Genomic DNA, 25,829 nt, shown 5'->3' on the forward strand with positions numbered 1-25,829 from the left:
TTGCTGAACACCCCGGTTGAGTAATCGGCTGTCCCCATCCGTGTTCCGGATAGGGCAAGGGCCCACGACCCCGGGGTGGGGCGACGCACCCACCGGAGGAAGGCAGGAAGGGATGCTGCACACAGGTCAGGAGAGCACGGACGGCACAGGCGGCGGCGAACTCACCGTCCCCATGGCGTGGTTGTACGCCGAGTACATCGCCGACGAGCTGCTGCGCACCGGTGATCTGATGCCACCGACGTCCTTCGAGTTCCGCGCCGGCCGTGACGCGCTGGCGCTGACCATCTTCCTGTCGGACACCGAGGGCGAGCTGTCCGGCATCCGGGTCGTCACCCAGCTGGAGACGTGGCTGTCCCTGACCGCCTACGACCAGCCGTGGCAGCACTGGGTGCGCGAGACGATGGCCGCGCTCGCGGGGCGGGCCGCCGAGTCGGGGGGGCCGGACCCCGATCTGCGGCTCGCCGAGGCGGCCTGGCGCTGGCTGCGGGAGACCGAGCTGCTCGCCCCCGACCTGAACGCGGTGCCGGGGGGTGGCACCTCGGGCGGCGAGGACGAGGGTCCCAAGGTCTGGACGCCCGCGTGGCAGCTCGGGCTGCCCCTCGGACACCTGGCCATCCACCTTTTCTGAGAATTTCTCCCGCGGGACCAATCCTCGGCGCCGACCGCTCCGAATCCCCTGGTTGCGATTCTGTGTGTGGCTTGAGTGTTTCGGCGGCCCGGTGCGTACCAATGGGCGCACGGAGTAACACACCCCACACCCAACGGCACGAGGATTCGGCATGAGGTCCCTGGAGAGGCATCGCGACGTCGCCGCGTACGCGCTCGGCGTGCTCAGCGAGGCGGAGGCGTTCCGCTTCGAGGACCACCTCATGGAGTGCGCTCAGTGCAGCGCACACGTGACCGAGTTCGGGCCCGTCACCCGCCAGTTGATGCTGTACCGGCGGTCCACGCCGCGCTTCGTGCACCCCATGACCCAGCCGGGCCCGCAGATGCTGAACCGGCTGCTCGACACGGTGGCCGCACGGCACCGCGCCGGCCGCCGGCGCACCCTGTACGCGCTGGCCGCCTCGGTGGTGATAGCCCTCGTCGGCCCCGGGGTGGCGCTCATGGCGACCGGCGAGGAGCACACCCGCCAGGTCGTCGAGGCCACGGACGCGCGCTCGGGGGTGTGGGCGCAGGTCAGAACGGAGAACGAGGTCTACGGCACCCAGGTCGAGCTCAAGGTCAAGGACGGCGCCGGCCCGCGCGCCTGCCATCTGATCGCCGTCGGCCGGGACGGCGCCGAGGAGACGGTGACCAGCTGGTCGGCCGCCCGCCACGACGCCCGCGAGAACACCATGAAGGGCGCCTCGGCGATGCACACCGACGAGATCGCGCGCTACGAGGTGCGGACCTCGGACGGGGAGCACCTGGTGACGATCAAGCCCGGATGACACGGCTGAACCGTGGGGTTCCCTCGGCCCGGCGGACCGTGCCCGCGCGTGAGCAGCGCGAAAAGGGCTCGACGTGGACCGGGTGACGGCCGTCCCGGGGAGCCGGCACCGCCCGGCGCGCGGGCCGTGGACCCCGCCCAGCCCGGCGCCCCGCCAGCCTCGCGGGGCCTGACCTGAGGGGCTACTTCAGGAGCCGTGACAGCCTGCGGTCCGCCAGTGGTTTTCCGCCCGTCTGGCAGGTCGGGCAGTACTGGAGCGAGGAGTCGCTGAAGGAGACCTCGCGGATGGTGTCGCCGCACACCGGACAGGGCTCGCCCGTGCGGCCGTGCACGCGCAGGCCGCTCTTCTTCTCCGCCTTCAGGCGCCCGGCCGCGATCCCGCGCGAGCGCTCGACCGCCCCGGTGAGCGTCGTCCGCAGCGCCTCGTACAGGCGGGTGACGTCCTCGGGGCTCAGCGACGCCGCCAGCTTGAACGGCGACATCTTCGCGGCGTGCAGGATCTCGTCGCTGTAGGCGTTGCCCACCCCGGCGATCAGGCTCTGGTCGCGCAGGGCGCCCTTGATCTGGCGGCGTTCGTCCTTCAGCAGGGCGGCGAACCGCGCCTCGTCGAAGTCGTCCGCGAGCGGATCGGGGCCGAGACGGCTGACCCCGGGCACCTCCCGCGGGTCCGCCACGACGTACACCGCGAGCCGCTTCTGGGTGCCGGCCTCCGTCAGGTCGAAGCCGGCCCCGGTCTCCAGAGCCACCCGCAGCGCGAGGGGCCCCTTGCCGGGGCGCGGCAGGCCGCTCGGCAGCTGGTCCTTCCAGTGGAGCCAGCCCGCCCGCGCCAGGTGGGTCACGAGACGGGGCCCGCCGTCCGTCTCCAGATCGAGGAACTTGCCGTAGCGGTGCACGGCGGTCACCCGGTGGCCCTCCAGCGCGCCGACGGGCGGGTCGTACGTCTTCAGGACGCTGATCGCGACGGGCAGCACCCGGACGATCTCGTGTCCGACCAGGTGTTCGGTGAGGAAGTCCTTGAGCGCTTCCACCTCGGGGAGTTCCGGCATACGTCAAGAGTGCCATCCGCCACCGGCAACGCCATCAGGCCCGCTCCGGCACCACGAACTCGCACCACACGGCCTTGCCGCCGCCGCGCGCCTCCACGCCCCACACGTCGGTCAGCAGGTCGACCAGGAGCAGGCCCCGGCCGGACACCCCGGACTCCCCCGCCTCGCGGCGCCGCGGCAAAGCGCTGGAGGAGTCCTCCACCTCGACGCGCAACCGGCGGTCGGTGCCGGCGAGGACCCGCAGGGTGACCACGGCGGCACCCTCGGTGTGCATGAGGGCGTTGGTGATCAGCTCGTCGGCGACCAGTTCGATCTCGTCTGCGCGGTCACCGGCGCTCCAGGCGCGCACGGCGGCGCGGATCATGTGCCGGGCGCCGGTCAGCGCCTCCGGGTCGCCGGGGGCGACGTGCTGCTGGAGCCGGCCGCCGGCCTGCGGGGTGTCGAGGACGCGGCGGCGCAGCAGGAGCAGGGCCACGTCGTCGTCGCCGCCGCGCTCCTCGGCGACGTCGATGAGCCGGTCGGCGAGTTCCCGGACGTCCAGGGGGCCGGCGCCGATGAGCCCGGTGAGGGTGCGCATGCCCTCGTCGAGGTCGGCGCCCGGCAGTTCGACCAGGCCGTCGGTGCACAGCAGGAGCGTGTGGTCGGCGTCGAGCTCCAGCGTGCCGACCGGGTACTCGAGGCTGCCGAACTCGGCGGACAGTCCGAGCGGCAGCCCGCCCTCGACGGGAACGCGGCGGCAGGCACCGCCGGGCTCGCGCAGCATCGGGTCGATGTGGCCGGCGCGGACGACCTGGACGACCCCGGTGGACAGGTCGGCCTCCGCGTAGAGGCAGGTCGCGAAGCGGTCGGTGTCGAGTTCGTGCAGGAAGACGGAGGCGCGGGCCATCACGGTGGCCGGGGTGTGGCCCTCGGCGGCGTAGGCGCGCAGCACGATGCGGAGCTGGCCCATGACGGCGGCGGCGTGCGTGTCGTGGCCCTGGACGTCGCCGATGACGGCGCCGACCCGGCCCCCGGGCAGCGGGATCAGGTCGTACCAGTCGCCGCCGATGTCCCGTCCGAGGGTGCCCGCGGCCCCGGCGGCGCGGTAGCGGACGGCGACCTCGGCGCCGGGCACGCTGGGGATGGTGCGCGGCAGCATGGCCTGCTGGAGGCCCGTGGCGAGGTCCTTCTCCTGTTCGTAGAGCATGGCCCGCTGGAGGCTCTGGGCGATGCTGCTGCCGAGGGCGACGAGGACGTTGCGGTCCTCCGCGGAGAACCCGCCCCGGTCGCTGTAGAGGAGGCCGATGGCGCCGATCGGGCGGGCCTGCGCGATCAGCGGCAGGTAGGCGGCGGCGGTGATGTGCAGGCCGGTGATGTGCGGCCAGAGGATCGGGTAGTTCTCGGCGAACTCCTCCGGCGACTCGATGAAGCGGGGGCTGAGGGTCCGGACCACCTCGCTCATCGGGTACGGCTCGTCGATCCGGGTGACCAGGGTGCCGGGGACGAAGCTGCCCGCGGGGCCCTCGGCGACGAGCCGGATGCGGCTGCCGGCCTCGACGAGGCCCACGACGAGGCTCTTGGCGCCGAGGAGGGTGAGGCCCTGGGTGTCCTTGAGGATGTCGATGACGTCCTGGACGGTGCGGGCGTGCGCGAGAGCCGCCGTGGTGAGCTGCACGACGTTGGTCTGCCGGCGCCGCGCCTCGTCCTCGGCGGCCTGTTCGAGCCGTTCCTCGCTCTCGGCGAGTTCGTCGGTGGCGTCGCGGACGATGCCGATGATGCGGCGCGGCCGGCCGGTCTCGTCCCGCCGGATGTAGCCCTGGGTGTGCGTCCAGCGCAGCGTGCCGGCACGGGTGCGGATGCGGAAGTAGGCGCCGTAGTTCTCGCTGCCGTCCTTCAGGGCCTGGGAGACCAGTCCGTCGAGGCGGAAGGCCTCGGCCCGCGGGACCCGCGCGGACAGGCTCTCGGGGCGGCCGTCGTACTCGTCGGGGCGCAGGTCGAAGACCTCGTGGGCCTGGGCGTCCATGTGGAACAGCCCGCTGTCCAGGTCCCAGTCGAAGCTGCCCATGCGGTTGAGCGCCAGGATCGGTTCCGGGTGGGTGGGCCAGTCGTCCGGGAGTGACAGGGCGCTCGCTCCCCGATCAACCATGGGGCCACCTTGCCAGCATTTACCCGATTCTTCGACTGGGGCGGCGGGAGGGAGCACGCGCGACGCGCGAAGGAGTGACAGGCGGGGCGGCAGGTGTGCCCGGGGCGCGACCATGGCAGGGCGAGAGCATGGCGGAGCGTCGGCACCGGGAGAGGAGGGCGCGGCCGTGGACTGGTTCGTCGCACCGGCGTACGAGACGAGCCGGCTGGTGTTCCAGCGGGCCCTGGCGGCTGTCTACCTGGTCGCGTTCCTGACGGCGGCCCTGCAGTTCCGGGCGCTGATGGGGTCGCGGGGCCTGCTGCCCGTGCCGCGTTTCGTGGCGCGGGTGCCGTTCAGAGCCGCGCCGAGCGTGTTCCAACTGCACTACTCGGACCGGTTCTTCGCCGTCTGCGCCTGGTCGGGCTGCGCGGTGTCGGCCGCGCTGCTGGCCGGTGCGGACTCCCTGGTGCCGCTGTGGGCGGCCCTGCTGCTGTGGCTGGTGCCGTGGGCGCTGTACCTGTCGATCGTGAACGTCGGCCAGACCTGGTACTCCTTCGGCTGGGAGTCGCTGCTCCTGGAGGTCGGCTTCGCGGCGGTCTGGCTGGGCAACGACGAGGTGGCCCCGCCGGTCGTGGTGCTGTTCCTGCTGCGCTGGATCCTGTTCCGCGTGGAGTTCGGCGCCGGGCTGATCAAGATGCGCGGCGACGCCTGCTGGCGGAAGCTGACCTGCCTGGACCACCATCACGAGACGCAGCCGATGCCGGGGCCGCTGAGCTGGTTCTTCCACCATCTGCCGAAGCCGCTGCACCGGGTCGAGGTGGCCGCCAACCACGTCACCCAGCTGGTGGTGCCGTTCCTCCTCTTCGCCCCCCAGCCGGTCGCGACGGCCGCGGCGGCCCTGATGATCGCCACCCAGCTGTGGCTGGTGCTGTCCGGCAACTTCGCCTGGCTGAACTGGATCACCATCGTGCTGGCCCTGTCGGCGGTCGCGTTCCCGGCCGATCCGCCGGACCGGCCGGACGCACCGCTGTGGTACGAGGTCACGGTGCTCGCGGTCGCCGCCGTCCTGGTCGGCCTCAGCTACCGGCCGGTCGCCAACATGATCTCCCGCCGCCAGGTCATGAACCGGTCCTTCGACCCGCTGCACCTGGTCAACACCTACGGCGCCTTCGGCAGTGTCAGCCGGGTCCGCTACGAGGTGGTGATCGAGGGCACCGCGGACGGGACGCCGCGCGAGGACTCGGACTGGCGGGAGTACGAGTTCAAGGGCAAGCCCGGTGATCCCCGGCGCTGGCCCCGCCAGTTCGCCCCCTACCATCTGCGGCTGGACTGGCTGATGTGGTTCGCCGCGCTGTCGCCCTCGTACGCCGGGTCGTGGTTCGGGACGCTGGTGGAGCGGCTCCTGGAGAACGACCGCGCCACGCTGAGACTGCTGCGCCGCTCGCCGTTCCCGGCACACGAGCCGCCGCGCTTCGTACGGGCCCGGCTCTTCCGCTACCGGTACACGACGTGGCGCGAGCTGCGGGAGACGGGCGCGTGCTGGGAGCGGACGTATGTGCGCGAGTACCTGCCGCCGACCCGGCTCGCGGGCGACCCCCGGAGGCCGTAGACGCGGACGGCCGTGCGCTCGTAGACCTGCCGGTGGCCTACGGGGCCGGTGAGTCCACGTGCCGCGTCGCGCACCTGCCCGTACGAGGCCGCCGGCGTGCGCACCGGCCGGTCCCGATGTGGTGGTGGGCGTCGACGACCGTCACGGCGGCTCCCGCACCACCGGGAGGCCGGCGCCGGCGCGGGAGTGGTCGTGCGCCACGTCGAGGAGCCGGGCCGTGCGGGCCTGCCGGGCCACGTCGACGGGCAGTTCCTCCAGCTCGGCGAGGAGACGGCCGTAGTCCTCGCACTCCAGGACGTGGAAGAGGTCGAGGCCGCCGCGCCAGATCGTCCAGGAGGTCGCCCCGGCCGCGCGGGTGGCGTCGGTGAGCTCCTCCGGGACGTCCCGGTGGGCGGCTTCGTACGCGTCGACACGGTCGGTGCGGACTTCGGTGCGCAGGGCGACTCTCATGGCGACGCCTCCTCGGACAGCAGACCGGACTCGAGCAGGTCCTGCCAGAACCCCGTCGGCACGGGCGTCGCGAACTGCTCGACGCAGTCCGTGACTTCGGCGGCGGACCGGGCGCCCACGAGGACGCTGGCGACGGCCGGGTGGGCGGCGCAGAACGCGAGGGCGGCGGCCCGCACGGTGATGCCGTGGCGTTCGGCGAGTGCCTTGACGCGCAGTGCCCGCTCCACCAGGTGCGTCGGCGCCTGGGCGTAGTCGTAGGTCGCGCCGGGCCGCGGGTCGGCCAGCAGGCCGGAGTTGAAGGCGCCGCCGACGACGACGGACGTGCGGCATTCGACGGCCAGGGGCAGCAGGTCGTCCAGGGCGCTCTGGTCCAGCAGCGTGTAGCGGCCCGCGCACAGCACCACGTCGACGTCGGTGTCCGTGACGAAGCGGGTCAGCATGGCGGTCTGGTTCATCCCGGCCCCGATGGCGCCCACGACGCCCTCGGAGCGCAGCTTCTCCAGGGCGGGATAGCCCTCGCGGAAGGCCTGTTCACCGTGGTCGTCGGGGTCGTGGAGGTAGACGACGTCGACCCGGTCGAGACCGAGCCGCTCCAGGCCGGCCTCCAGGGTGCGGCGTACGCCGTCCGCGCTGAAGTCCCACACGCGGCGCCGGTCGGCGGGGACGGCGAACCCGTCGGCCAGGTCGTCGCCCGTGGGACCGGGCACCGGCTCCAGCCGGCGGCCGACCTTGGTGGAGATCGTGTACGTGTCGCGCGGGTACTGCCGCAGGGCGGCGCCGAGGCGGCGTTCGGACAGGCCGAGTCCGTAGTGGGGGGCGGTGTCGAAGTAGCGGACGCCCGCCTGCCAGGCGGCGGCCACCGCCTGGTGCGCCTGCTCCTCGCCGACCTCGCGGTAGAGGTTGCCGATGGCGGCCCCGCCGAAGCCGAGGGGGCTGACCTGGACGCCGGTGCGGCCGAGCCGGTTCACCGGGCGACCGGCCTGTGGAGCGGTCCCCGCGTGCCGCCGTCGACGGCGAGGGCGGTTCCGGTGGTGGCGCCGGGCCGTGGGCACCGCGGATGCGGGAGCGCGCCGCGGGCCCCGCGGACCATGCCGACGCCGTCGACGTCCAGGGCCCGGTGCCGCTCGGTGTCGTCGTCGTGCTCGACGGCGGCGTGGTCCGCGAGCAGCGGTCTGTCCCGGTCGGACGGGTCGAGGTCGAGGACGCCGACGCGGGTGCCGCGTCCGGCGAGGAGGCCGCAGGCGCCTCCCGTCACCAGCGCCGTGAGTCCGTCGAAGTCGGTCATGCCGTGTGCCCCTTCCGTCGGGTCCGGAGGTCGGCGGCCCGGAAGGCGCCGGCCGGGTCTATGGCCGCGATGCTGGAGGACCTGTCGTCGCGCACCTTCGCATCCGGGTGTGGCCCGCGGCTACCAGGAGGGTGCCCTTCGAGCGCACCCGCCGCGAGGACGCCGCGATCCACCGCGCCGTGGCCGCCCACGCCCCGGAGGCGGCCCGCGGCGCACGTGGGCGAGGTGGAGGAATGGCTGCGCCCCAGCCAGACGCCCTCTGACGGCAGGGGGCGGGGCCGGACGGCGCCCGCCCCGCCGCCGCCTCACGTCCGCCGCAGCCGCAGCGTCACCAGTTCGAACGGCCGCAGCCGCAGCGCGACGTCCCGGCCGGTGTGCTCCGGCGTCTCCGGCAGGGGGCGTTCCAGCAGGTCGGTCGCCGTCACGTCCGCCACCTCGAAGCCGGCCCGCAGCGTGGCCCGCACCCGGCCGCCGTGCGCCTCGTGCAGACGGACCACCACGTCCCCGCTGCCGTCGTCCGCCAGCTTCACGGCGGTGACGACCACGGCGTCCCGGTCGACGGTCACCAGCGGGGCCACCTCGCGGCCGCCGGCCAGCCGCCGCTCGGGCAGGTTGATCCGCCAGCCCTCCCGCACCGCGTCCCCGATCCCCGCGCCCGGCACCAGGGCGTGCCGGAAGCGGTGCACGCCCTGGTCGGTCTCCGGGTCCGGGAAGCGCGGGGCGCGCAGCAGCGAGACGCGGACCGTGGTGCTCGTGCCCCGGTCCCCGTCGGTGCGGACGGTCCGGGTCACGTCGTGGCCGTACGTCGAGTCGTTGACGACGGCGACGCCCCAGCCGGGCTCCTCCACGTGCACGAACCGGTGGTTGCACGCCTCGAACTTGGCCGCCTCCCAGCTCGTGTTGGTGTGGGTGGGCCGGTGGAAGTGCCCGAACTGCGTCTCGGACGCGTAGCGTTCGGCGTGCACGTCGAGCGGGAACGCCAGCTTCAGGAACTTCTCCGTCTCGTGCCAGTCGACCTCGGTGTCGAACAGCACCCGCCGCTCCCCCGGGGCCAGCGACAGCACTTGGACGACCCGGGACTCCCCGAAGGACCGCACGACGCGCACCGAGGTTCCGTCGGTGCCGGGCGCGATCTCGTCCGCGTCGGTGAGGTCGGTGACGGTGTGCCGGTAGAAGGCGTCGACGTCCCAGGCGTCCCACATGTTCGGGAAGTCCGGGTGCAGCTGGAGGAGGCCGGCGGCCCCGCCCGGCGCGACCGTCTCGCGCTCTGCCTCGACGTCGTACGCGGACACGACGAGTCCGCGCGCGTCGATCTCCACGCGCAGCAGGCCGTTGTCGAGGACGAAGCCGCCGTCCGGGCGCGGAGCGAGAGAGGTGCGGCCGTCGGTCACCGGTGGGCGCGCGCCGCCCGCCGGCACCCCCGCGCGGGCGTGCGGCGCGGCGTTGAAGACGAGCTCGGTCGTCCCCTCCCCCGCCAGGGCGCGCTGGGCCGCGTCGATGATCGCCTCCAGCTCACCGGCCAGCCGGGCGTACGTGGCGCGGGCCTCGCGGTGCACCCAGGCGATGGAGGAGCCGGGCAGGATGTCGTGGAACTGGTGCAGCAGCACCGTCTTCCAGATCCGGTCCAGCTCCTCGTGGGGGTAGGGGAAACCGGTGCGCACCGCGGCCGTCGCCGCCCACAGCTCCGCCTCGCGCAGCAGGTGCTCGCTGCGCCGGTTGCCCTGCTTGGTCTGCGCCTGGCTGGTGAGGGTGGCCCGGTGCAGCTCCAGGTACAGCTCGCCGACCCAGACCGGGGCGTCCGGGTACTCGGCCTCGGCCTTGCGGAAGAAGGCGTCCGGGGTCTCCCAGACCACGGTCGCCGAGCCCTCCAGGTCGCGCAGCCGGGCCGCCTTGGCGATCATCTCGCGGGTCGTGCCGCCGCCTCCGTCGCCCCAGCCGGTCGGGGCCAGCGAGTGCCGGGCGCGGCCCTTGTCCTTGAAGTTGCGGGCCGCGTGCGCGATCTCGCTGCCCTTCATCGAGCAGTTGTAGGTGTCGACGGGCGGGAAGTGGGTGAAGATCCGGGTGCCGTCGATGCCCTCCCACCGGAAGGTGTGGTGGGGGAACTTGTTGGTCCGGCTCCAGGAGATCTTCTGCGTCAGCAGCCACTTGGAGCCGGCGGCCTTGATGATCTGGGGCAGTCCGGCGGCGAAGCCGAAGGTGTCGGGCAGCCACGCCTCGTCGTTCTCGATGCCGAACTCGTCGAGGAAGAACCGCTTGCCGTGCACGAACTGCCGGGCCATCGCCTCGGAGCCGGGCATGTTGGTGTCGGACTCCACCCACATGCCGCCCGCCGGGACGAACCGCCCGTCGGCGACGGCCTTCTTCACCCGTGCCCACACCTCGGGCCGGTGCTCCTTCACCCACGCCCACTGCTGCGCCTGGGACATGGCGAAGACGAAGTCGGGTTCGTCCTCGATGAGGGCGGTCATGTTGGAGGTGGTGCGGGCCACCTTGCGCACGGTCTCGCGCAGCGGCCACAGCCACGCCGAGTCGATGTGCGCGTGCCCGACGGCGCTGACGCGGTGGGCGGACGGTACGGCGGGCGCCGCGAGGACGTCGGTGAGGCGGGCGCGGGCCGCGGCCGCGGTGCCGTTGACGTCCTGGAGGTCCACGGCGTCCAGGGCCCGTTCCACCGCCCGCAGGAGGTCCCAGCGCCGGGCCGAGTCGACCGGCAGTTCGGCCATCAGCTCGCCGAGCACCTCCAAGTCGATGACCAGGTGCCAGACCTCCTCGTCGAGGACGGCGAGGTCCATCCGGGTCAGGGTGTACTGCGGTGCGCCGCCCGCGGTCTCCTTGTCGCCCAGCCGGGTGGGAAGGAAGGGGTGGTAGTCGAGGATGACGGGGTTGGAGGCCGCCTCGATGTGCAGCCACACCTCCTCGCCGCCCTCGGCGGGCGCGGCCACGCGCACCCACTGGTTGCGGGGGTTGAGCCCCTTCACCGGGGTGCCGTCGGGCCGGTACACGAGGCCCTCGCACTGGAAGCCGGGCATGTTCTCGTCGAAGCCGAGGTCGAGCAGCGCCTCGACGGTCCGCCCGGCCCACGCCTCGGGGACGGTCCCGGTGACCCGGAACCAGCTGGTGCCCCAGGGAGCGCCCCAGCGGGCTCCGACCCCGATCGGCTCGGGCGTGGCGGCGAGCCCCTCGGCGACCGGCACCGGCTCGCCCGGCGCGTGCCACACGGCCACGTCCAGCGGCACGGACTCCGGGTACACGGCGGGGCGGATGCGTTCGTCGAGGACGCGCTTCAGGCGGGCTTCGACCAGGGCGCGGTCGTCATGCATGCGGGATGCTCCATCGGTAGGTCGTCCGGGCGGTGGTCACCAGCGGTGGGTCACGGTCACGGGGGCCGACGTGGTGTACAGCTCCCCTACGGCGCGCAGTTCGAACCGTGCCGCCGGCTCACCCGGTTCGGGCCGCAGCCCTCCGGTGAAGAAGGCGTGCTGGCAGGTGCCGCCGAGGAAGCGCCGGGTGCCGTCGGGCAGCACGCGGTGCAGGGTGTGGTGGCGGGTCGCGCCGGGCGCGGGGTTCCAGGCGAAGCGCAGGTCGCCGCCGGACGCGCCGGTGACGCGGAAACCCGAGGGGGCGGCGGGCGTGGGGGCCGCGTCGTGCACGGCGATGCCGCCGAGCCGCCAGCGCACGGGACCGCCGCCGGCCGGGGTGAGCCGCACCCCGAGGGCGTGCACGGTGCCGGTGAGGCCGGTGAGCCGTACGGTCGTGGTCGTCCAGCCGTCGCCCGTGGTCACGGGGTGGTAGGTGTACGGCGGGGCCTCCCCCGGTCCGCCCGGGTCGGCGGTGGCGACGGCGAGCTCCACGTCGACGCGTCCGGCGTCGGTGCGGTGGGTCAGCTCCACGACCGTGTCCCGGGTGAGCGGCAGCCGGGTCGCGTACAGGTCCAGGACGGCGGGCCGGTCGAGTTCCCCGGCGGCGAGCACACTGGACCCGCCGTGCCAGGCGTCCTCGAAGTCGAAGGCCACCGTGGGCCGTCGCCCGTCGGTGCGGACGACCCAGCGGCGGGAGGGCAGCCGGTCCTGGAGTCCCAGATGGTTCCAGGGCGTGTCCGAGGTCACCACCCCCTTCTCGTACCAGCGCAGCCCGTGCCCGGTGTTGAAGACGCTGGCGAACGGCAGCGCGGTCACCGTGGACCGGTCGGCGACGGAGACGGCCGGGGCCCGCCAGCCGTCGGTGGCGTCCGGGCGTGACGGGTCGAGGGACCGCCCGGTCCAGAAGAGGTCGTCGGCCCGGTGGAAGTCGCCGGGCGTCCTGCGGTCGGCGGGCAGCTGGTTGCGGGTCCACTCGGGCCGGTAGAAGCCGAGCGACACCACGTGGGAGCGGTCGCGGGGCACGACGGCGTCCCAGTCGACGGACGTGTTCCAGCCGTTGGACTCGACGTCGACGCCCGCCCACAACGCGTACCGGTCGCAGCCCAGTTGCTCCGCCCGCTGCCCGGAGGTGGCCAGCTTCGCCGCGGTCCAGCGGAAGTCGACGAACAGGTCGTCGGCGGCCTGGAAGAAGGGTTCGTTCTGTGCGTTCAGTGCACCCTGCCAGCTCACGGAGCCGTTCACGGTCATCGCGTCGTACCAGGTGACCCGCTGCCCCTCGGCGCGGGCGCGGGTCCTCAGCTCCCTCAGGAAGCCGAGCATGTCCGCGCCGAGCGCGGCGTCGCCGCCCCCGGTCTCGGCGTTCACGAACCAGCCGTCGAAGCCGTACGCCTTCGCCACCTCGACCAGCTTCGCGGCCAGCGGATACCGCCCCGCCGCGTCCCGCCGCACCAGGTCCCGGGTCCACCGCAGCTGCCCGCCGTAGGCGACGGGCGGCAGGAAGACATTGCCGAGGACGGGCACGCCGTGCCGGTGGGCCGCGTCCACGATCGGCGCGTTGGGCGCGAGGATCAGTCCCTCGCCGGAGGAACCGCCCCAGAACACCAGCTCGTCGATGTACGCCCAGTGGGTGAGGGCGTAATGGTCGGCGGTGGCCGACCCCTGCGAGGGGTTGCCCGCGGTGGGCCCGAAGGACACCAGGGACTGGATGCGGGCCTGGCCCGCGCGCGCGGTCGGGTTGGCCGGGGCCGGGGTGAAGCGGGGGGCGAGCGGGACGGTGGACGCGTTGAAGGCGAGGTCGGTGTCGTCGGCCGGGTGCCAGGCCTTCAGGCTGCGCCAGGTGATGCCGGGGCCCGGCGTCCCGGCGGGCAGGGAGTCCGGGTACCAGTAGGACGCGTACGGCGGGCCCGCCGGGGCCTTGGCAGCGGCGTGCGCGGGGAGGGACGGCAGAAGCGCGGCCGTGGCGCCGGCGATGAGGACGGTGCGTCTGGTGGGGTTCACGAGCGGGTGCCTCCATGGGGGGTGGGGAGTACCTGATCGGGAGCGACGGCTTCGGTGATGCCGCGTGCGCGGAGGTGGGCGCGGTCGTCCGCGCGGGTGTCGAGGACGGTGGTGGGGCGGACGCCGTCGGCGGTGAGCCGGAAGAAGGCGTCGAAGACGGGGCCGCCCGGGGCGCAGAGCGAGCGGCGGGCCGGATCGGCGGGGACGATCAGGGCCGTCGTGCGGGGCGCGGGCGTGCGGGGTGCCGCGCGGGCCGCCCGCTCCAGCACCCGGGCGGTGTCCTTCGGGGTGCGGTCGTTGGCCAGCAGGCCGAGCCCGTACTCGAGTTCGGGGAAGTCGGCGAGGTCGCGGGACACGTCGTGGGAGCACCACCAGGTGACGCCCCACAGGCCGGGGCAGTCCAGGGCGTTCGCGACGGTCGCCTCGGTGAACGCGGCGGCGTGCTCGGGCGGTACGAGGGGCGCGGGCGCGCCGACCTCCTGGAGCCACACCGGGCGGTGCGGGTCGTCGGCCCACGCCTTGCTGAGCTCGATCAGGTAGGCGGCGTGGTGCTCGGAGGGGACGGAGGAGCGGCCGTGGCGCTGGGCGGTGCCGTTGAACACCCAGGAGTGGACGGCGGTGACGGCGCCGTGCCGGGCGGCCTGGGCGGGGGTGAACGGCTGGTCGTCCTGGTACCAGGTGGCGTCGTACTCGGCGTGCAGGTGCAGCCGGCCCGGGGCGCCCTCCTCGCAGGCGGCGAGCATGCGGGTGAGCCAGCGGTCGATGTCGTCCTCGGTGGCCCGGTCGGGATCGGGGTGGGGGCCGGCGGAGAACTGGTTGACCTCGTTGCCGAGCGTCATGCCGAGGAAGTTCGGCCGGCCGGCGAGGGCGGCGGCGAGGGTGCGGAGGTAGGCGGCCTGGCCGTCGAGGACGTCCGGGTCGGTGAAGAGGTTGCGGCGGTGCCAGGTGCGGGTCCAGGCCGGCAGGAAGTCGAAGCTGCTCAAGTGGCCCTGCAGACCGTCCACGTTGACGTCGAGGCCGCGTTCGGCGGCGGCGTCGACGAGCTGGAGCAGATGCTCGACGGCCCGTCCCCGGATCAGGGTGCGGTTGGGCTGGAAGTAGGGCCACAGCGGGAAGACCCGGATGTGGTCCAGGCCCAGCGCGGCGATGGAGTCGAGGTCGGCGCGCACGGAGTCCAGGTCGAAGTCCAGCCAGTGGTGGAACCACCCTTCACTCGGGGTGTAGTTGACGCCGAAGCGCACGGCAGGAGGCATGCGTGTCCTTGTGACGGAGATGCGGGGAAGGTCGTGTTCAGCCCTTGACGGCGCCCTCGCCGACCCCGCGGAAGAAGTACCGCTGGAGGCAGGCGAACAGGGCGATCAGCGGGGCGACGGCGATGATCGTGCCGGCGGCGACGAGGCGTTCGTCGTTGGCGAAGGTGCCGTGCAGATAGTTGAGGCCGATGGTCAGGGTGAACTTGGACGGGTCGCTGAGGACGATGAGCGGCCACAGGAAGTCGTCCCAGGCGCCCATGAAGGCGAAGATCGCGACGACCGCGAGGGTGCCCTTCACGGACGGCACGGCGACGCGCAGGAAGCGCTGCCAGACGTTCGCGCCGTCGACGAAGGCCGCCTCCTCGATCTCGTACGGCAGATTGAGGAAGGCGTTGCGCATCAGCAGCACGTTGAGGGCGCTGACGCAGCCGGGCAGGACGACCCCGATCAGGGTGTTGTTCAGGCCGAGCTCCCGCATGGTGGTGAACTGGGCGATGATGATGCCCTCCACCGGGACGAGCATCGCGAGGATGAAGACGAGCGTGGCGGCCGTGCGGCCCCGGTAGCGCAGCCGGGCGAGCGCGTAGCCCGAGAGGGCCGCGCCGACGCAGTTGGTGACGACGTTGGCGGCGGCGACCTTGAGCGAGTTGAGGGCGTAGTCCCAGACCGGGATGGTGTCGGCGACCCGTTCGTAGTTGTGCGGGGTGGGGTCGGCGGGCAGGAAGCGGGGCGGGGAGCTGAAGATGTCCTCGGTGGGCCCCTTGAGGGACGTCGAGAGCTGCCACAGGAACGGGCCGACGGTGAGGGCGAGCACCCCGAGCAGCAGCAGGTAGCGCAGGGCGAGTTCCCAGACGCGCACGCGGCGGCCGTGTTCGTCGGTGATCCGGGGTCCGCGCGGGGCGGCCGGCCGCGCGGGGGCGGGGGGCGCCTTGTCGATGACGCTCATGACGCGTCCTTCCGGTCGGCCCGCAGCACGAGCAGCATCAGGGCGACGGTGACGGCGAAGACGACGACCGAGATCGCGGAGGCGTAGCCGACCCGGCCGGTCAGTCCGGTGCCGGTGCGCTGGACGAGCATGACGAGGGTGGTGTCCTCGCCGGCCGGGCCGCCGCTCGGGCCGGCCATCAGGTACACCTCGGAGAACACCTTGAAGGCGGCGACCGAGGACAGCGCGCCGACCAGGACCATGGTGGAGCGCACGGCGGGCACGGTGACGGTGAGGAAGCGCCGGACGGCGCCCGCCCCGTCGACGGCGGCGGCCTCGTGCAGTTCGCGGGGCACGTCGGCGAGCGCGGCCAGGTAGATGATCATGTAGTAGCCGAGGCCCTTCCACACCGTCACGGCCATGGCGCTCAGCAGGAGCAGCCACTGGTCGCTGAGGAAGCCGACCCTGCCCACACCGACGGCCTCCAGCAGGGAGTTCACCAGGCCGCGTTCGTCGAGCAGCCACACCCAGATCAGTCCCACGACGACGATCGAGGCGACGACCGGGGTGTAGAAGGCGGACCGGAAGAAGGTGATGCCGGGGATGTTCTTCTGCACGAGCAGCGCGAGCAGCAGGGGCAGGACGACGAGGGCGGGGACCACGACGAGGACGTACAGCGTGCTGTTGCGCAACCCGATCCAGAACATGTCGTCGTGGAGCAGTTCCCGGAAGTTCGCGAGGCCCACGAAGCGGCCCGGGATCAGGGTGCGGCGGTCGGTGAAGGCGTTGACCAGGGTGGAGACGAACGGGTAGAGGATGAACGCGCCGGTGATCAGCAGGCCCGGGGCGGCGAACAGCCAGGGGCTGGACGGCAGTTGCCGCCGCACCCGGGACACGGTCGGGCTGGCCATGGTCGGCTAGCCCTGCTGCTGGAGGAGCCGGTCGCAGGCCGCGACAGCGTTGTCGAGCGCTTCCTTCGGGCTCTCCTTGCCCTGCAGCGCCTTGGCGACCTCGTTGCGCAGCGCCGTCTTCATCTGCTCGCTGAACAGCACGGGCGTGTAGTTCACCGCGTTCTTCAGCGACTTGGCGGCGGCGACCCGCACACGGGTCTCGTCGGTGCCGTCCTCCTCGGTGAAGTACGGGTCGTCGAGGGAGCCGGCGGTGCTGGGGAAGATGGCGACCTTCTTGGCGAAGGACATCTGGTGCTCGGCGTCGGTGACGTAGTGCGCGAAGGCGACGGCGGCGGGGGTGCGCTTGGTCTGCGCGTTGACCATCACGCCCATCACGTACATGTTGACGTGCCCGGTGCTGGTGATCTGGTCGGTGATCCCGATGTTCTTGTACAGGTGGGGCGCCTGCTTCTTGAAGGTGCCGAGGTCGAGCGCGCTGCCGGGGTTCATGGCGACGGCACCGGTGAGGAACTTCTTGCCGGAGGACTCGGGGGTGGCGGTGAGCGCCTGCGGGTCGAGCGCCTTGGCGTCGTACAACTCCTTGTATTTGGTGAGGAGTTCGATGCCCTTGGCGCTGTTGAATGCGAAGGCGGTGCCCTCCTTGTTCATCAGCGGGACGCCGTAGCGGCCGAAGTCCTCGATGGTGGGGACGTTGGCGAGGGTGGCGACCTTGCCGTCCGTCTTCTCCGCCATGGTGAGGGCGGCGTCGAAGACCTCGTCGTACGTCTTCGGCGGCTGCTCGGGGTCGAGGCCGGCCTTTTCGAAGAGCGTCTTGTTGTAGAAGAGCGGGCCGGTGTTGAGGTACCAGGGGAAGGCGTACGTGCCCTGCGTGCCCGGCACCTGGTGGCTGGCCCAGGCGCCGTCCAGGTACTCCTTCTTGTACTTTCCGGCCGCCTTGTCCAGGTCGAGGGCGAGGCCCGCCTTGGCGAGCGGGGCGACGAGGTCGGGCGAGACGTTCACGACGTCGGGGAGCGTGCCGCCCGCCGCGTCGGCGCTGATCTTGTCCGCATAGCCCTCGGCGGGCTGGTCGATCCACTTGACCTCGGTGCCGGGGTACTCCTTCTCGAAGCCGGCGATCACGCCTTCGAAGTAGTCCTTGAAGTTGGCGCGCAGGTTCCAGGTCTGGAAGGTGATGTCCCCTTCGACCTTGCCGGAGGCGTCGGCGCCGGCGCTGTCGCCCCCTGACGAACCGCAGGCGCTGAGGGGGAGCGCGACACAGACGGCGAATGCGGCAGCGAGGGCTCTATGGGAGAGGGGCACCGTGAACCGGCCTCCTTGATGGGCGGGTTGGTGGGACGGGGCAGACCCTGCACGCCGTCGCGCGGGAGCGTCAATGACTCTCGCACAGCTAATTGCATTAGTGACTAATGCGCATTAGACGATCGGAGCTGAAGCGCATTAGGATCACGCCACTGAACCGCATTAGTGCGCCCGCCGCACAAATGCGTCCTGGATGGGGGGATCTCGATGACGGCGACTCCGGGCAGACGGTCACCGGCCCGGCGGCCGACGATGAAGGACATCGCGCGGCACTCCGGTGTCTCGCAGAGCGCCGTCTCCTTCGCGCTGAACGGCCGGCCCGGGGTGTCCGAGGACACCCGTGAGCGGGTGCGGCGGGTCGCCGAGGACCTGGGCTGGCGGCCCAGCACGGCGGCGCGGGCCCTGTCCGGGGAGGGCGCTGCGACGGTCGGCTTCGTCCTGGCGCGCCCCGCCGACACGCTGGGGGTCGACTCGTTCTTCCTCCAACTGGTCTCCGGCATCCAGGAGGTGCTGGCGGAGCGGCATCTGGGGCTGCTGTTCCAGGTCGTGGAGGACGTCGCCGACGAGTGCGCGGTGTACCGGCGCTGGTGGGCCGAGCACCGGGTCGACGGTGTCCTGGTGGTCGACCCGCGCACCGACGACCCCCGTCCGGACCTCCTGGACGAACTCGGCCTGCCCGCGGTCGTGATCGGCGGCGCCCCGGACGACCGGCACCCCGGTCTGTCGACGGTGTGGGCGGACGACGCGGGCGCGATGGCGTCCGTGGTGGAAGGGCTGTACGCCCTCGGCCACCGGCGGATCGCGCACATCGCCGGGCTGCCCGGGCTGGCCCACACCGAGCGCCGGATCCGCACGCTGCGGGCCGAGGCGGGGCGGCGGGGCCTGTCCGAGGTGCGGTCGGTGACGACGGACTACTCCGACGCCGAGGGCGCGGCCGTCACCCGCCGGGTGCTGGAGGGCACCGCTCCCCCGACCGCGCTCATCTACGACAACGACGTGATGGCGGTGGCGGGCGCCGCCGCGGCGACCGAACTCGGTTTCTCGGTGCCGGCGGACGTCTCGGTGGTCTCCTGGGAGGACTCGGCCCTGTGCCGCATGGTCAAGCCCTGGCTGTCGGCCCTGTCCAGGGACAGCGGGGAGTTCGGCCGTACGGCGGCCCGCGAACTGATCGCCCTGCTGGACGGGGGGTCGGCGCGGGCGGTGGGGGTGCCGGTGCCGCGGCTGATCGAGCGCGGGAGCACGGGGTTGGCGCGGAGCGCGTGACGGGCCGGCCGCACAGCCCCCGTCGCACCGCTCAGCGGCCCAGTCCCTGAAGCCCTTCGTACGCCGCCGTCACGATCTCCATCCCCCGGGTGTCCTCGGCGGGCTCACGCATCTGGTGGGTCACGTAGGCCACCACCAGCCGGCTGTCGGGATCGATCACCACCAGCGACCCGCCCCAGCCGCCCCAGCCGCACGCGCCGCCGAACAGGCCGTAGCCGAGACCCCACCGCGTCGGCATCCCCAGCACCCGGTCGTCACCGTCGAACTGCACCTCACGGGCGCGGTCGCAGCCGGCCGGTGACAGCAGGCGTACGCCGTTCACCTCTCCCCCGCAGGCCAGGACCGACTGCGTCAGCGCGACCGAGCGGGCGTTGCCGTAGCCGCTCGCGGCGGGGATCTGCGCGCGGCGCCAGGCCAGGCTGTTGCCGTCCCGGACGCGCATCCCGTTCCCCGCCTCGGAGCCCGCCGGATCGCCGGGCGCGCTCGACGCGTAGTCCTCGTCCCGGCCCGCCGGAGGGATCGCCGGGGCGACCCGGTGGTCGTGCTCGGCCGGCAGCCCGATGTGGAAGTCGGCGCCCAGCGGCCCGGTCACCTCTTCGGCGAGGAACTCCCCCACATCGCGGCCGGTGATCCGGCGCACCACCTCGCCGACGAGGAAGCCCTGGGTGAGGGAGTGGTATCCGGCGGCGGTGCCCGGCTCCCACCGGGGCGCCCGCGCCGCCAGCCGGGCGGTGACGGCGGGCCAGTCGTAGAGGTCCTCGACCGACCCGTCCCAGTCGGGCAGTCCCGCGGTGTGCGCCAGGAGATGCCGTACGAGCACCTTGTCCTTGCCCGCCGCCGCGAACTCCGGCCAGTACCTGGCCACGGGTGCGTCCGGGTCGAGTTCGCCCCGGTCGATCAGGACGAGGGCGCACAGGGCCGTCATCGTCTTGGTCACGGACCAGACGTTGACGAGGGTGTCCCGCTCCCAGGGGGCGGTCCGTTCCGCGTTCGCGTACCCTCCCCAGACGTCCACCACCGGCTCGCCGTCCACGAAGACGGCGGCGGAGCCTCCCGCGTCACCGGCGTCCAGCATGCCGGCGAGTGCGTTCGGGACGGCGAGGAAGAGGGTGTCGTACGAGCCTTGAATGTCGGCCATGTGCCCATCCAGCCCCCACGGCACCCCTCCGGTCAACCGGATTTCGCGGCCGGCGGCCGCACCCGGGCGTGACCCGGCCGCCGGCACCGGGCGCCGCCCGGAGAAGTCCCACCCGACACTCCCGGACATCCGAGCCCGGCGCCCCCTCGACTCGGGGCCCGGCGAGGGGCAGAGTTCTCCTGCATACCCGTCAGTACGCAGAAGGAGCGCCCGTGACCAGCTGGGTCGGCAGGACCGCCGCCGAGATCGCCGCCGCCGTACGCGAGAAGCGGGCCACGCCCCGGGAGGTGGTGGCCGAGCACCTGTCGAGGATCGAGCGGCTCGACGGGCACGTGGGCGCCTTCCGGGTGGTCCGTGCCGAGGCGGCGCTCGCCGAGGCCGACGAGGTGGCCTCGCGCGGCGATCTCGCCGAACTGCCCCTGGCCGGTGTGCCGGTGGCCGTCAAGGACAACCTCGCGGTGCGCGGCGAGTCGATGCGGGTCGGCTCGGCGGCGACGCCGGACGCCCCGGCCGCCGAGGACCACGTCACGGTGGCCCGGCTGCGCGCCGCCGGAGCGGTGGTGGTGGGCCTGACGAACGTGCCGGAGCTGTGCGTCTTCGGCACCACCGAGGGCGTCCACGGCACGGCCCGCAATCCCTGGGACACCTCACGGACGGCGGGCGGTTCGTCCGGCGGCAGCGCGGCCGCGGTCGCCGCGGGCCTGGTGCCGCTGGCCCTCGGCAACGACGGCATGGGGTCCCTGCGCATCCCCGCGGCCAACTGCGGCCTGGTCACGATCAAGCCCGGCAACGGGGTGGTCCCGGCCGGCATCGGCGACGGCGACTGGTTCGGGATGTCGGAGAACGGCCCCCTCGCCACGACCGTCGAGGACACCCGGCTGATGCTGTCGGTCCTCGCCGGCACCGAGGTGGCGGCGCCGGCGACGCCGGAGACGTACCGGATCGCGGTGTCGCTGCGCAGCCCCATCGCCGGCGTCACCATCAGCAAGCCGTACGCGAGCGCAGCCCGGGAGGCGGCGGCGCTGCTGATGAAGGCCGGTCACCAGGTGCGCAGGGCCGATCCGCCGTACCCGATGTCGCTGGGCGTCACCTCGCTGACGCACTGGACGGCGGGCACGTCGGTGGACGCCCGGGGCGTGGACACCGCGCTCCTCACCCGCCGGACGCGGGTGCACGCGGCCGTGGGCCGGCGGTTCGTCGGCCGGGCGCGGACCGGTGAGGACCGGGAGCGGCTGCGCACCCGGCTGGAGCCGTTCTTCGCCGAGCACGACGTGCTGCTCACCCCGGCCCTCGCACGCCGCTCGCCCCGTTCCGTGCCGTGGCACGAGCGGGGCTGGCTGCGCAACGTGCTGGCCAACACCAACTACTCGCCGCTGACCCCGCCGTGGAACCTGACCGGATGGCCGGCGATGGCGGTGCCGTTCGGGACCCTGCCGTCCGGAGCGCCCACCGCCGTGCAGCTCGTGGGGCGCCCCGGCTCCGAGGCGGCGCTGCTGGCCCTCGCGGAGAGCGTCGAGCAGTTGCGTCCGTGGCGCAGGACGGCGCCGCTGGACTGAGCGGGCCGACCCGTCCGGCTCACACCTCCCGCGCGAAGGGCCCGTCGACGCCGAAGACCAGCTTCGCGAACCGCTCACCCATACGGCGGTGGGTCGTCGCGTCGGGGTGCAGGTCGTCGGGGAGCGGGAGCTCCTCGAAGTCGGCCTCGCCGTAGAGCTCGCGGCCGTCGAGGTAGTGCAGGTGCGGGTCGTCGGCGGCCCGCTCCCGCACGATCCGGGACAGCTCGTCGCGGATGACGTTCAGTGTCAGCTTGCCGGCCGCGCGCTCCGCCGGGTCGCCCATCGCCGCGAACCGCAGCCGGCCCTCGCGCAGACCCGTGAAGTCCGGGGCGCAGGGCCCGGGGGTGTCCTCGTGGATCGGGCACAGGATGGGCGAGACCACCAGCAGCGGTGTGGTGGGGTGCCCTTCGCGGACGGTGTCGAGGAAGCCGTGGACGGCGGGCCCGAAGGCACGCACCCGCATGAGGTCCAGGTTGACCAGATTGATGCCGATCTTGACGCTGATGAAGTCGGCGGCGGTGTCGCGCAGGGCGCGGGCGGTGAACGGGTCGAGCAGGGCGCTGCCGGCCAGACCCAGATTGATCAGCTCCACGTCGCCGAGGGCGGCCGCGGCGGCGGGCCAGATGCCGGTGGGGCTCGCGGCGTCGGAGCCGTGGCTGATGGAACTGCCGTGGTGCAGCCACACCTTGCGGCCGGGATCACGGGCGGGCTCGACGGGCGCGTCGGTGCGCAGGGCGATCAGCTCGGTCGTCTCGTTGTGCGGCAGCCAGATCTCGACGTCCTTGTCGCCTTCGGGCAGCCCTTCGAAGCGCACGGTGCCGGGCGGTCCCGAGCGGTGCTCGTCGGTGCCCGCCGCCATGTCGACGGTCACGACGTTGCCGCCGCCGACGCTGCCCTGGGCCACGAGGTGCCCGTCGACGAGCAGGTCGTACACGCCGTCGGGGCGCTCGGGCACGCCGACGTAGCTGCGCCGGGTGCGCAGGGCGTCGAGCTCGACTCTGGTCGCCCGGGTGCGGAAGGCGAGCCGTACGCCGGACGGATGCGACTCGGCCATGGCCAGCTGCCCGTCGGTGTTCTGCGCACGGGCCCGGGCGGGCAGCCGGTGCGGCAGCAGCCCGTGCTCGGTCCGCTCGGTGTCGAGGGCGCCGCGCAGCAGGTCCGCGGTGACCGTCGTGGTGATCCAGTCGTGCTCGGTGTTCATGTCCTCAGCCTGTCGATCAGGAGGTGGGCTCGGTGGGCCAGTTGCGCAGCAAGGAGTCCAGGGCGTCCAGGATCCGGTTCCAGGTCTCCTCGGAGTCGGGCGCGCTGTGCCGGAAGCCGCCCGCCGACTCCAGGCTGGAGTACCCGTGGAAGACGCTTCCGAGCAGCCGGACGGCGTGGGTGGCGTCCGGTTCGGCCAGGTCGTAGCCGCGCAGGATCGCCCGGGTCATCTGCGCGTGCCGCGGCCCGGCACTGGCGGCGGCCGTCTCGGGGTCGAGCGGCGTGCGCGCGGCGGCGGCCCGGCCGGGGTGCTCGCGCTCGTAGTCGCGGTAGACGTTGGCGAAGGCGACCAGGGCGTCCTTGCCGGCCCGCCCGGCGACGGCGTCGGCGGCCCGGTCGGCCATCTCCTCCAGCGCGAACAGGGCGATCCTCGTCCGCAGGTCCTGGGTGTTCCTCACGTGCGAGTACAGGGACGCGACCTTGACGCCGAAGCGCCGCGCCAGTTCCGACGCGGTGACCTGCTCGAAGCCGATCTCGTCGGCCAGCTCGGCGCCGGCGCGGACCAGCCGGTCCGGGGTGAGTCCTACGCGTGCCACAACCATCCTCCCGCTTGCCATGACCGAGTATGCATTCACCTAAAGCCTTTAGGCAAATGATTGCGCGATCAAGGGCGAGAGTACGTGGGTGGCACGGACGGGCAGCGACGATCCGGGGCGGGAAAAGCGGGAGCCGCGGCCGTTTCCCGGCCGCGGCTTCTCCCGGCGGCATGGGCGTGTGTCCGGCACGTCCATGCGGTCGGCGATGTGTGGGATCCGCCCGTCAGTCGACGCTGGGCAGGATGTGGGGCTCGGCGAGGTCCTCCTCGTAGCCCGCCAGCCGGATGGGGGCGGACCGGGCCCACACGTCGAGGCTGCCGATCTCCTTCGGCCTGCGGCCCACACGCTCCGTGCGTTCCTTGGGGCGTTGTTCGGCGTTCGTCTTCTCAGGTGTCACCGCGCACTCCTTCTGTGTCGGATCACCCTCGGGGGGCGGAGCCGGCCAATCTGCGGTCCGGTGCCTGACACCCCTTCGGGTCCAGCTCAACGTCGATTCGGACGCGGTGGCGTCAGTGACAGGTGTGCAAGCAGGCCGTTGTGCACCGGCTTGTCCCGGGACGGACCATGGGTGTGGGTTGGGACCCTTGACGCTGTCCGTCCACTCCAGATTAACCAAATGAGCGCATGCCTGCTCGATGGGGCTGCAAACAACGTGTAAATCTCCGAAGTCGACCGGTAACCACCCGCCCGACATCGCCTGTTCTTCCCCTGGACACGGCTTTTGCGTATCACTCGCCCGGCGCAGCACGGCCCCGATCCGGGATCCAACTCACCCCGGACCGGCGGAGCACCCCGCCGGGTCCGGCCAACACACCCCGAACCGCCGCGATTCGGGGCGGTGCGGGCGTCACCACTTGCCGGGCGCGTAGTCCTTCAGGAAGACGCCGTACAGGTCCTCGCCCGCCTCGCCGCGCACGATCGGGTCGTAGACCCGGGCCGCTCCGTCGACCAGGTCGAGCGGGGCGTGGAAGCCGGCCTCGGCGAGCCGGAGCTTGTCGTAGTGCGGGCGCTCGTCGGTGATCCAGCCGGTGTCGACGGAGGTCATCAGGATGCCGTCGGTCTCGAACATCTCCTGCGCGCTGGTGCGGGTCACCATGTTCATCGCGGCCTTGGCGGCGTTGGTGTTGGGGTGCCCGGCGCCCTTGTAGCCGCGACCGAAGACACCCTCCATCGCGGAGACGTTCACCACGTACGCCCGTCCGCTCGCCGCCTTCTTCGCGGCCTCGGCCATGCTCGGCCGCAGGGCGCTGATCAGGATGAAGGGCGAGGTGTAGTTGCAGAGCTGGGTCTCCAGCAGCTCGACCGGGGAGATCTGGTCAATGGTCTGCACCCAGGTGTTGGACTCCACCACGTCGGGCACCAGGCCGCCGGCGTCGATGGCGGTGCCGTCCAGGTGCCGGGCGACGCTGGCGTTGCCCGCGACCAGGGCGAGGTCGGCCACCTTCTGGGCGTCCAGGCCGCCGGTGATCGCCGGCAGCGCGGTGAGACCGTCGACCGCGCCGGAGCCGAAGGCCCCGATCACCTGGTGGGCGGGCAGCTCACCGGCGGGCAGCGGGGCGCTCTCGCCCTCGACCAGCGCGGCGTAGGCGGAGGGCAGCCGGCGCACGGTCTGCGTCGCGTTGTTCACGAGGATGTCGAGCGGGCCCGCCTCGGCGACCCGCTCGGCGAGGGCCACGGCCTGCGCCGGGTCGCGCAGGTCGATGCCGACGACCTCCAGGCGGTGGATCCAGTCCCCCGAGTCGTCCATCGCCTTGAACCGGCGGATGGCGTCCTTCGGGAAGCGCGTGGTGATCGTGGTGTGGGCGCCGTCCCGCAGCAGCCGCAGGGCGATGTACATGCCGATCTTGGCGCGGCCGCCGGTGAGCAGGGCGCGCTTGCCGGTGAGGTCGGCCCGCGTGTCGCGCTTGTCCCGGTTCAGCCGGGCGCAGTCCTGGCAGAGCTGGTGGTAGAAGTAGTCGACCTCGACGTACCGGGTCTTGCAGGTGTAGCAGGAGCGCGGGCGCTGGAGTATCCCCGCGATCCGCCCCTCCTCGGTACGGGAGGACGGCAGCAGGCCCTCGGTCTCGTCGTCGATGCGCTGGGCGGAGCCGGTCGCGGTGGCCTCCGTGACCGCCTTGTCGTGCGCGGTCTTCGCCGCCCGGCGCTCCTGGCGCCGGCGCTGCTTCACGGTGCGGTAGACACCCGCGGTGGCCCGGCGCACGGCGATCGCGTCGGGGTGGTCGACCTCCAGCTCGTCGAGTTCCTCGAGCACCGCGAGGCAGACCGCCAGCCGCTCGGGGTCGATACCGGGGCCGTACACGACACCGTCGGCGGGCTCCTGTCCGGCCTCGGTCCTGGTCGCCGTCGAGCCGTCGTCTGTCACCGTCATCGCCGCTGCCGTTCCCTGATCACCCGCGGCGCTCCGG

General features: G+C 72.8%; 20 protein-coding genes and 2 pseudogenes. 6 read left to right on the plus strand and 16 right to left on the minus strand.

Annotated features, from left to right (window positions below):
• Nucleotides 1-112 precede the first annotated feature (112 nt).
• Both ABZ899_RS28685 and ABZ899_RS28690 read left to right on the plus strand, forming a co-directional pair.
• Nucleotides 113-628 carry a hypothetical protein gene (locus ABZ899_RS28685; RefSeq protein WP_361351338.1) on the plus strand — a complete coding sequence of 172 codons (516 nt, stop codon included), beginning with the start codon at nucleotides 113-115 and terminating at the stop codon, nucleotides 626-628.
• A gap of 151 nt (nucleotides 629-779) precedes the next feature.
• Nucleotides 780-1,433, plus strand: coding sequence for a zf-HC2 domain-containing protein (locus ABZ899_RS28690; RefSeq protein ID WP_361351339.1), 654 nt, complete (start codon nucleotides 780-782; stop codon nucleotides 1,431-1,433).
• 181 nt (nucleotides 1,434-1,614) lie between these two features.
• Here the strand turns inward: ABZ899_RS28690 and ABZ899_RS28695 are convergent, their stop codons facing one another.
• A complete protein-coding gene (locus tag ABZ899_RS28695; protein WP_361351340.1) occupies nucleotides 1,615-2,478 on the minus strand; it encodes a DNA-formamidopyrimidine glycosylase family protein in 864 nt (287 codons plus the stop codon).
• Between the two features lie 34 nt (nucleotides 2,479-2,512).
• On the minus strand, nucleotides 2,513-4,603 hold the full coding sequence (locus tag ABZ899_RS28700; RefSeq protein ID WP_361351342.1) for a SpoIIE family protein phosphatase: 2,091 nt from the start codon (nucleotides 4,601-4,603) through the stop codon (nucleotides 2,513-2,515).
• A 166-nt stretch (nucleotides 4,604-4,769) separates the two neighbouring features.
• Here ABZ899_RS28700 and ABZ899_RS28705 point away from each other — a divergent pair, with 166 nt between their 5' ends.
• Nucleotides 4,770-6,191, plus strand: coding sequence for a lipase maturation factor family protein (locus ABZ899_RS28705; RefSeq protein ID WP_361351344.1), 1,422 nt, complete (start codon nucleotides 4,770-4,772; stop codon nucleotides 6,189-6,191).
• 141 nt (nucleotides 6,192-6,332) lie between these two features.
• Here ABZ899_RS28705 and ABZ899_RS28710 read toward each other — a convergent pair whose 3' ends face one another.
• The 3 genes and pseudogenes from ABZ899_RS28710 to ABZ899_RS28720 all read right to left on the minus strand — a co-directional run.
• Nucleotides 6,333-6,641: an L-rhamnose mutarotase gene (locus ABZ899_RS28710; RefSeq protein WP_361351346.1), complete on the minus strand. Its 309-nt coding sequence runs from the start codon at nucleotides 6,639-6,641 to the stop codon at nucleotides 6,333-6,335.
• The gene (locus tag ABZ899_RS28715) at nucleotides 6,638-7,609 is read right to left on the minus strand and encodes an aldo/keto reductase (protein ID WP_361351348.1); all 972 of its coding nucleotides are present in this window, start codon (nucleotides 7,607-7,609) and stop codon (nucleotides 6,638-6,640) included. The genes ABZ899_RS28710 and ABZ899_RS28715 overlap by 4 nt, the downstream gene beginning before the upstream one ends.
• An 83-nt stretch (nucleotides 7,610-7,692) precedes the next feature.
• A pseudogene (locus ABZ899_RS28720) lies at nucleotides 7,693-7,926 on the minus strand (short-chain dehydrogenase); the annotation flags it as partial.
• Nucleotides 7,927-7,983: 57 nt separating this feature from the next.
• Between ABZ899_RS28720 and ABZ899_RS28725 the strand changes: the two are divergent.
• Nucleotides 7,984-8,169, plus strand: a pseudogene (locus ABZ899_RS28725) (GntR family transcriptional regulator); the annotation flags it as partial.
• 62 nt (nucleotides 8,170-8,231) lie between these two features.
• Here ABZ899_RS28725 and ABZ899_RS28730 read toward each other — a convergent pair.
• The 6 genes from ABZ899_RS28730 to ABZ899_RS28755 are packed head-to-tail and all read right to left on the minus strand — an operon-like array spanning nucleotide 8,232 to nucleotide 17,671.
• On the minus strand, nucleotides 8,232-11,246 hold the full coding sequence (locus tag ABZ899_RS28730; protein ID WP_361351350.1) for a glycoside hydrolase family 38 C-terminal domain-containing protein: 3,015 nt from the start codon (nucleotides 11,244-11,246) through the stop codon (nucleotides 8,232-8,234).
• Nucleotides 11,247-11,282: 36 nt separating this feature from the next.
• Nucleotides 11,283-13,283, minus strand: a complete 2,001-nt coding sequence (locus ABZ899_RS28735) for an endo-beta-N-acetylglucosaminidase (protein ID WP_361351352.1) — start codon at nucleotides 13,281-13,283, stop codon at nucleotides 11,283-11,285.
• Nucleotides 13,280-14,536: a glycosyl hydrolase gene (locus ABZ899_RS28740; RefSeq protein ID WP_361351354.1), complete on the minus strand. Its 1,257-nt coding sequence runs from the start codon at nucleotides 14,534-14,536 to the stop codon at nucleotides 13,280-13,282. The genes ABZ899_RS28735 and ABZ899_RS28740 overlap by 4 nt, the downstream gene beginning before the upstream one ends.
• Nucleotides 14,537-14,573: 37 nt before the next feature.
• A complete protein-coding gene (locus ABZ899_RS28745) occupies nucleotides 14,574-15,482 on the minus strand; it encodes a carbohydrate ABC transporter permease (protein WP_361351355.1) in 909 nt (302 codons plus the stop codon).
• Entirely contained in the window at nucleotides 15,479-16,372 is an 894-nt protein-coding gene (locus ABZ899_RS28750; protein WP_361351357.1) for a sugar ABC transporter permease, read from the minus strand. The genes ABZ899_RS28745 and ABZ899_RS28750 overlap by 4 nt, the downstream gene beginning before the upstream one ends.
• A 6-nt stretch (nucleotides 16,373-16,378) precedes the next feature.
• Nucleotides 16,379-17,671, minus strand: a complete 1,293-nt coding sequence (locus tag ABZ899_RS28755; protein ID WP_361351359.1) for a sugar ABC transporter substrate-binding protein — start codon at nucleotides 17,669-17,671, stop codon at nucleotides 16,379-16,381.
• Nucleotides 17,672-17,923: 252 nt separating this feature from the next.
• Between ABZ899_RS28755 and ABZ899_RS28760 the strand changes: the two genes are divergently transcribed.
• Entirely contained in the window at nucleotides 17,924-18,934 is a 1,011-nt protein-coding gene (locus ABZ899_RS28760; protein ID WP_361351412.1) for a LacI family DNA-binding transcriptional regulator, read from the plus strand.
• Nucleotides 18,935-18,965: 31 nt separating this feature from the next.
• On the opposite strand, the gene ABZ899_RS28765 is transcribed toward ABZ899_RS28760, so the two are convergent.
• A complete protein-coding gene (locus tag ABZ899_RS28765) occupies nucleotides 18,966-20,072 on the minus strand; it encodes a serine hydrolase domain-containing protein (protein WP_361351361.1) in 1,107 nt (368 codons plus the stop codon).
• Between the two features lie 212 nt (nucleotides 20,073-20,284).
• Here ABZ899_RS28765 and ABZ899_RS28770 point away from each other — a divergent pair, with 212 nt between their 5' ends.
• Nucleotides 20,285-21,628 carry an amidase family protein gene (locus ABZ899_RS28770; RefSeq protein ID WP_361351362.1) on the plus strand — a complete coding sequence of 448 codons (1,344 nt, stop codon included), beginning with the start codon at nucleotides 20,285-20,287 and terminating at the stop codon, nucleotides 21,626-21,628.
• A gap of 19 nt (nucleotides 21,629-21,647) precedes the next feature.
• Here ABZ899_RS28770 and ABZ899_RS28775 read toward each other — a convergent pair whose 3' ends face one another.
• The 4 genes from ABZ899_RS28775 to ABZ899_RS28790 form a co-directional block, all read right to left on the minus strand.
• Entirely contained in the window at nucleotides 21,648-22,829 is a 1,182-nt protein-coding gene (locus tag ABZ899_RS28775; RefSeq protein ID WP_361351363.1) for a GDSL-type esterase/lipase family protein, read from the minus strand.
• Nucleotides 22,830-22,845: 16 nt separating this feature from the next.
• Nucleotides 22,846-23,424, minus strand: coding sequence for a WHG domain-containing protein (locus ABZ899_RS28780; protein WP_361351365.1), 579 nt, complete (start codon nucleotides 23,422-23,424; stop codon nucleotides 22,846-22,848).
• Between the two features lie 223 nt (nucleotides 23,425-23,647).
• Nucleotides 23,648-23,821, minus strand: a complete 174-nt coding sequence (locus ABZ899_RS28785) for a hypothetical protein (RefSeq protein ID WP_361351367.1) — start codon at nucleotides 23,819-23,821, stop codon at nucleotides 23,648-23,650.
• A gap of 450 nt (nucleotides 23,822-24,271) precedes the next feature.
• Nucleotides 24,272-25,792: an SDR family NAD(P)-dependent oxidoreductase gene (locus ABZ899_RS28790; RefSeq protein WP_361351369.1), complete on the minus strand. Its 1,521-nt coding sequence runs from the start codon at nucleotides 25,790-25,792 to the stop codon at nucleotides 24,272-24,274.
• Nucleotides 25,793-25,829 lie beyond the last annotated feature (37 nt).

It is taken from the genome of Streptomyces sp. NPDC046859, assembly GCF_040645135.1.
Classification (GTDB): Bacteria; Actinomycetota; Actinomycetes; order Streptomycetales; family Streptomycetaceae; genus Streptomyces.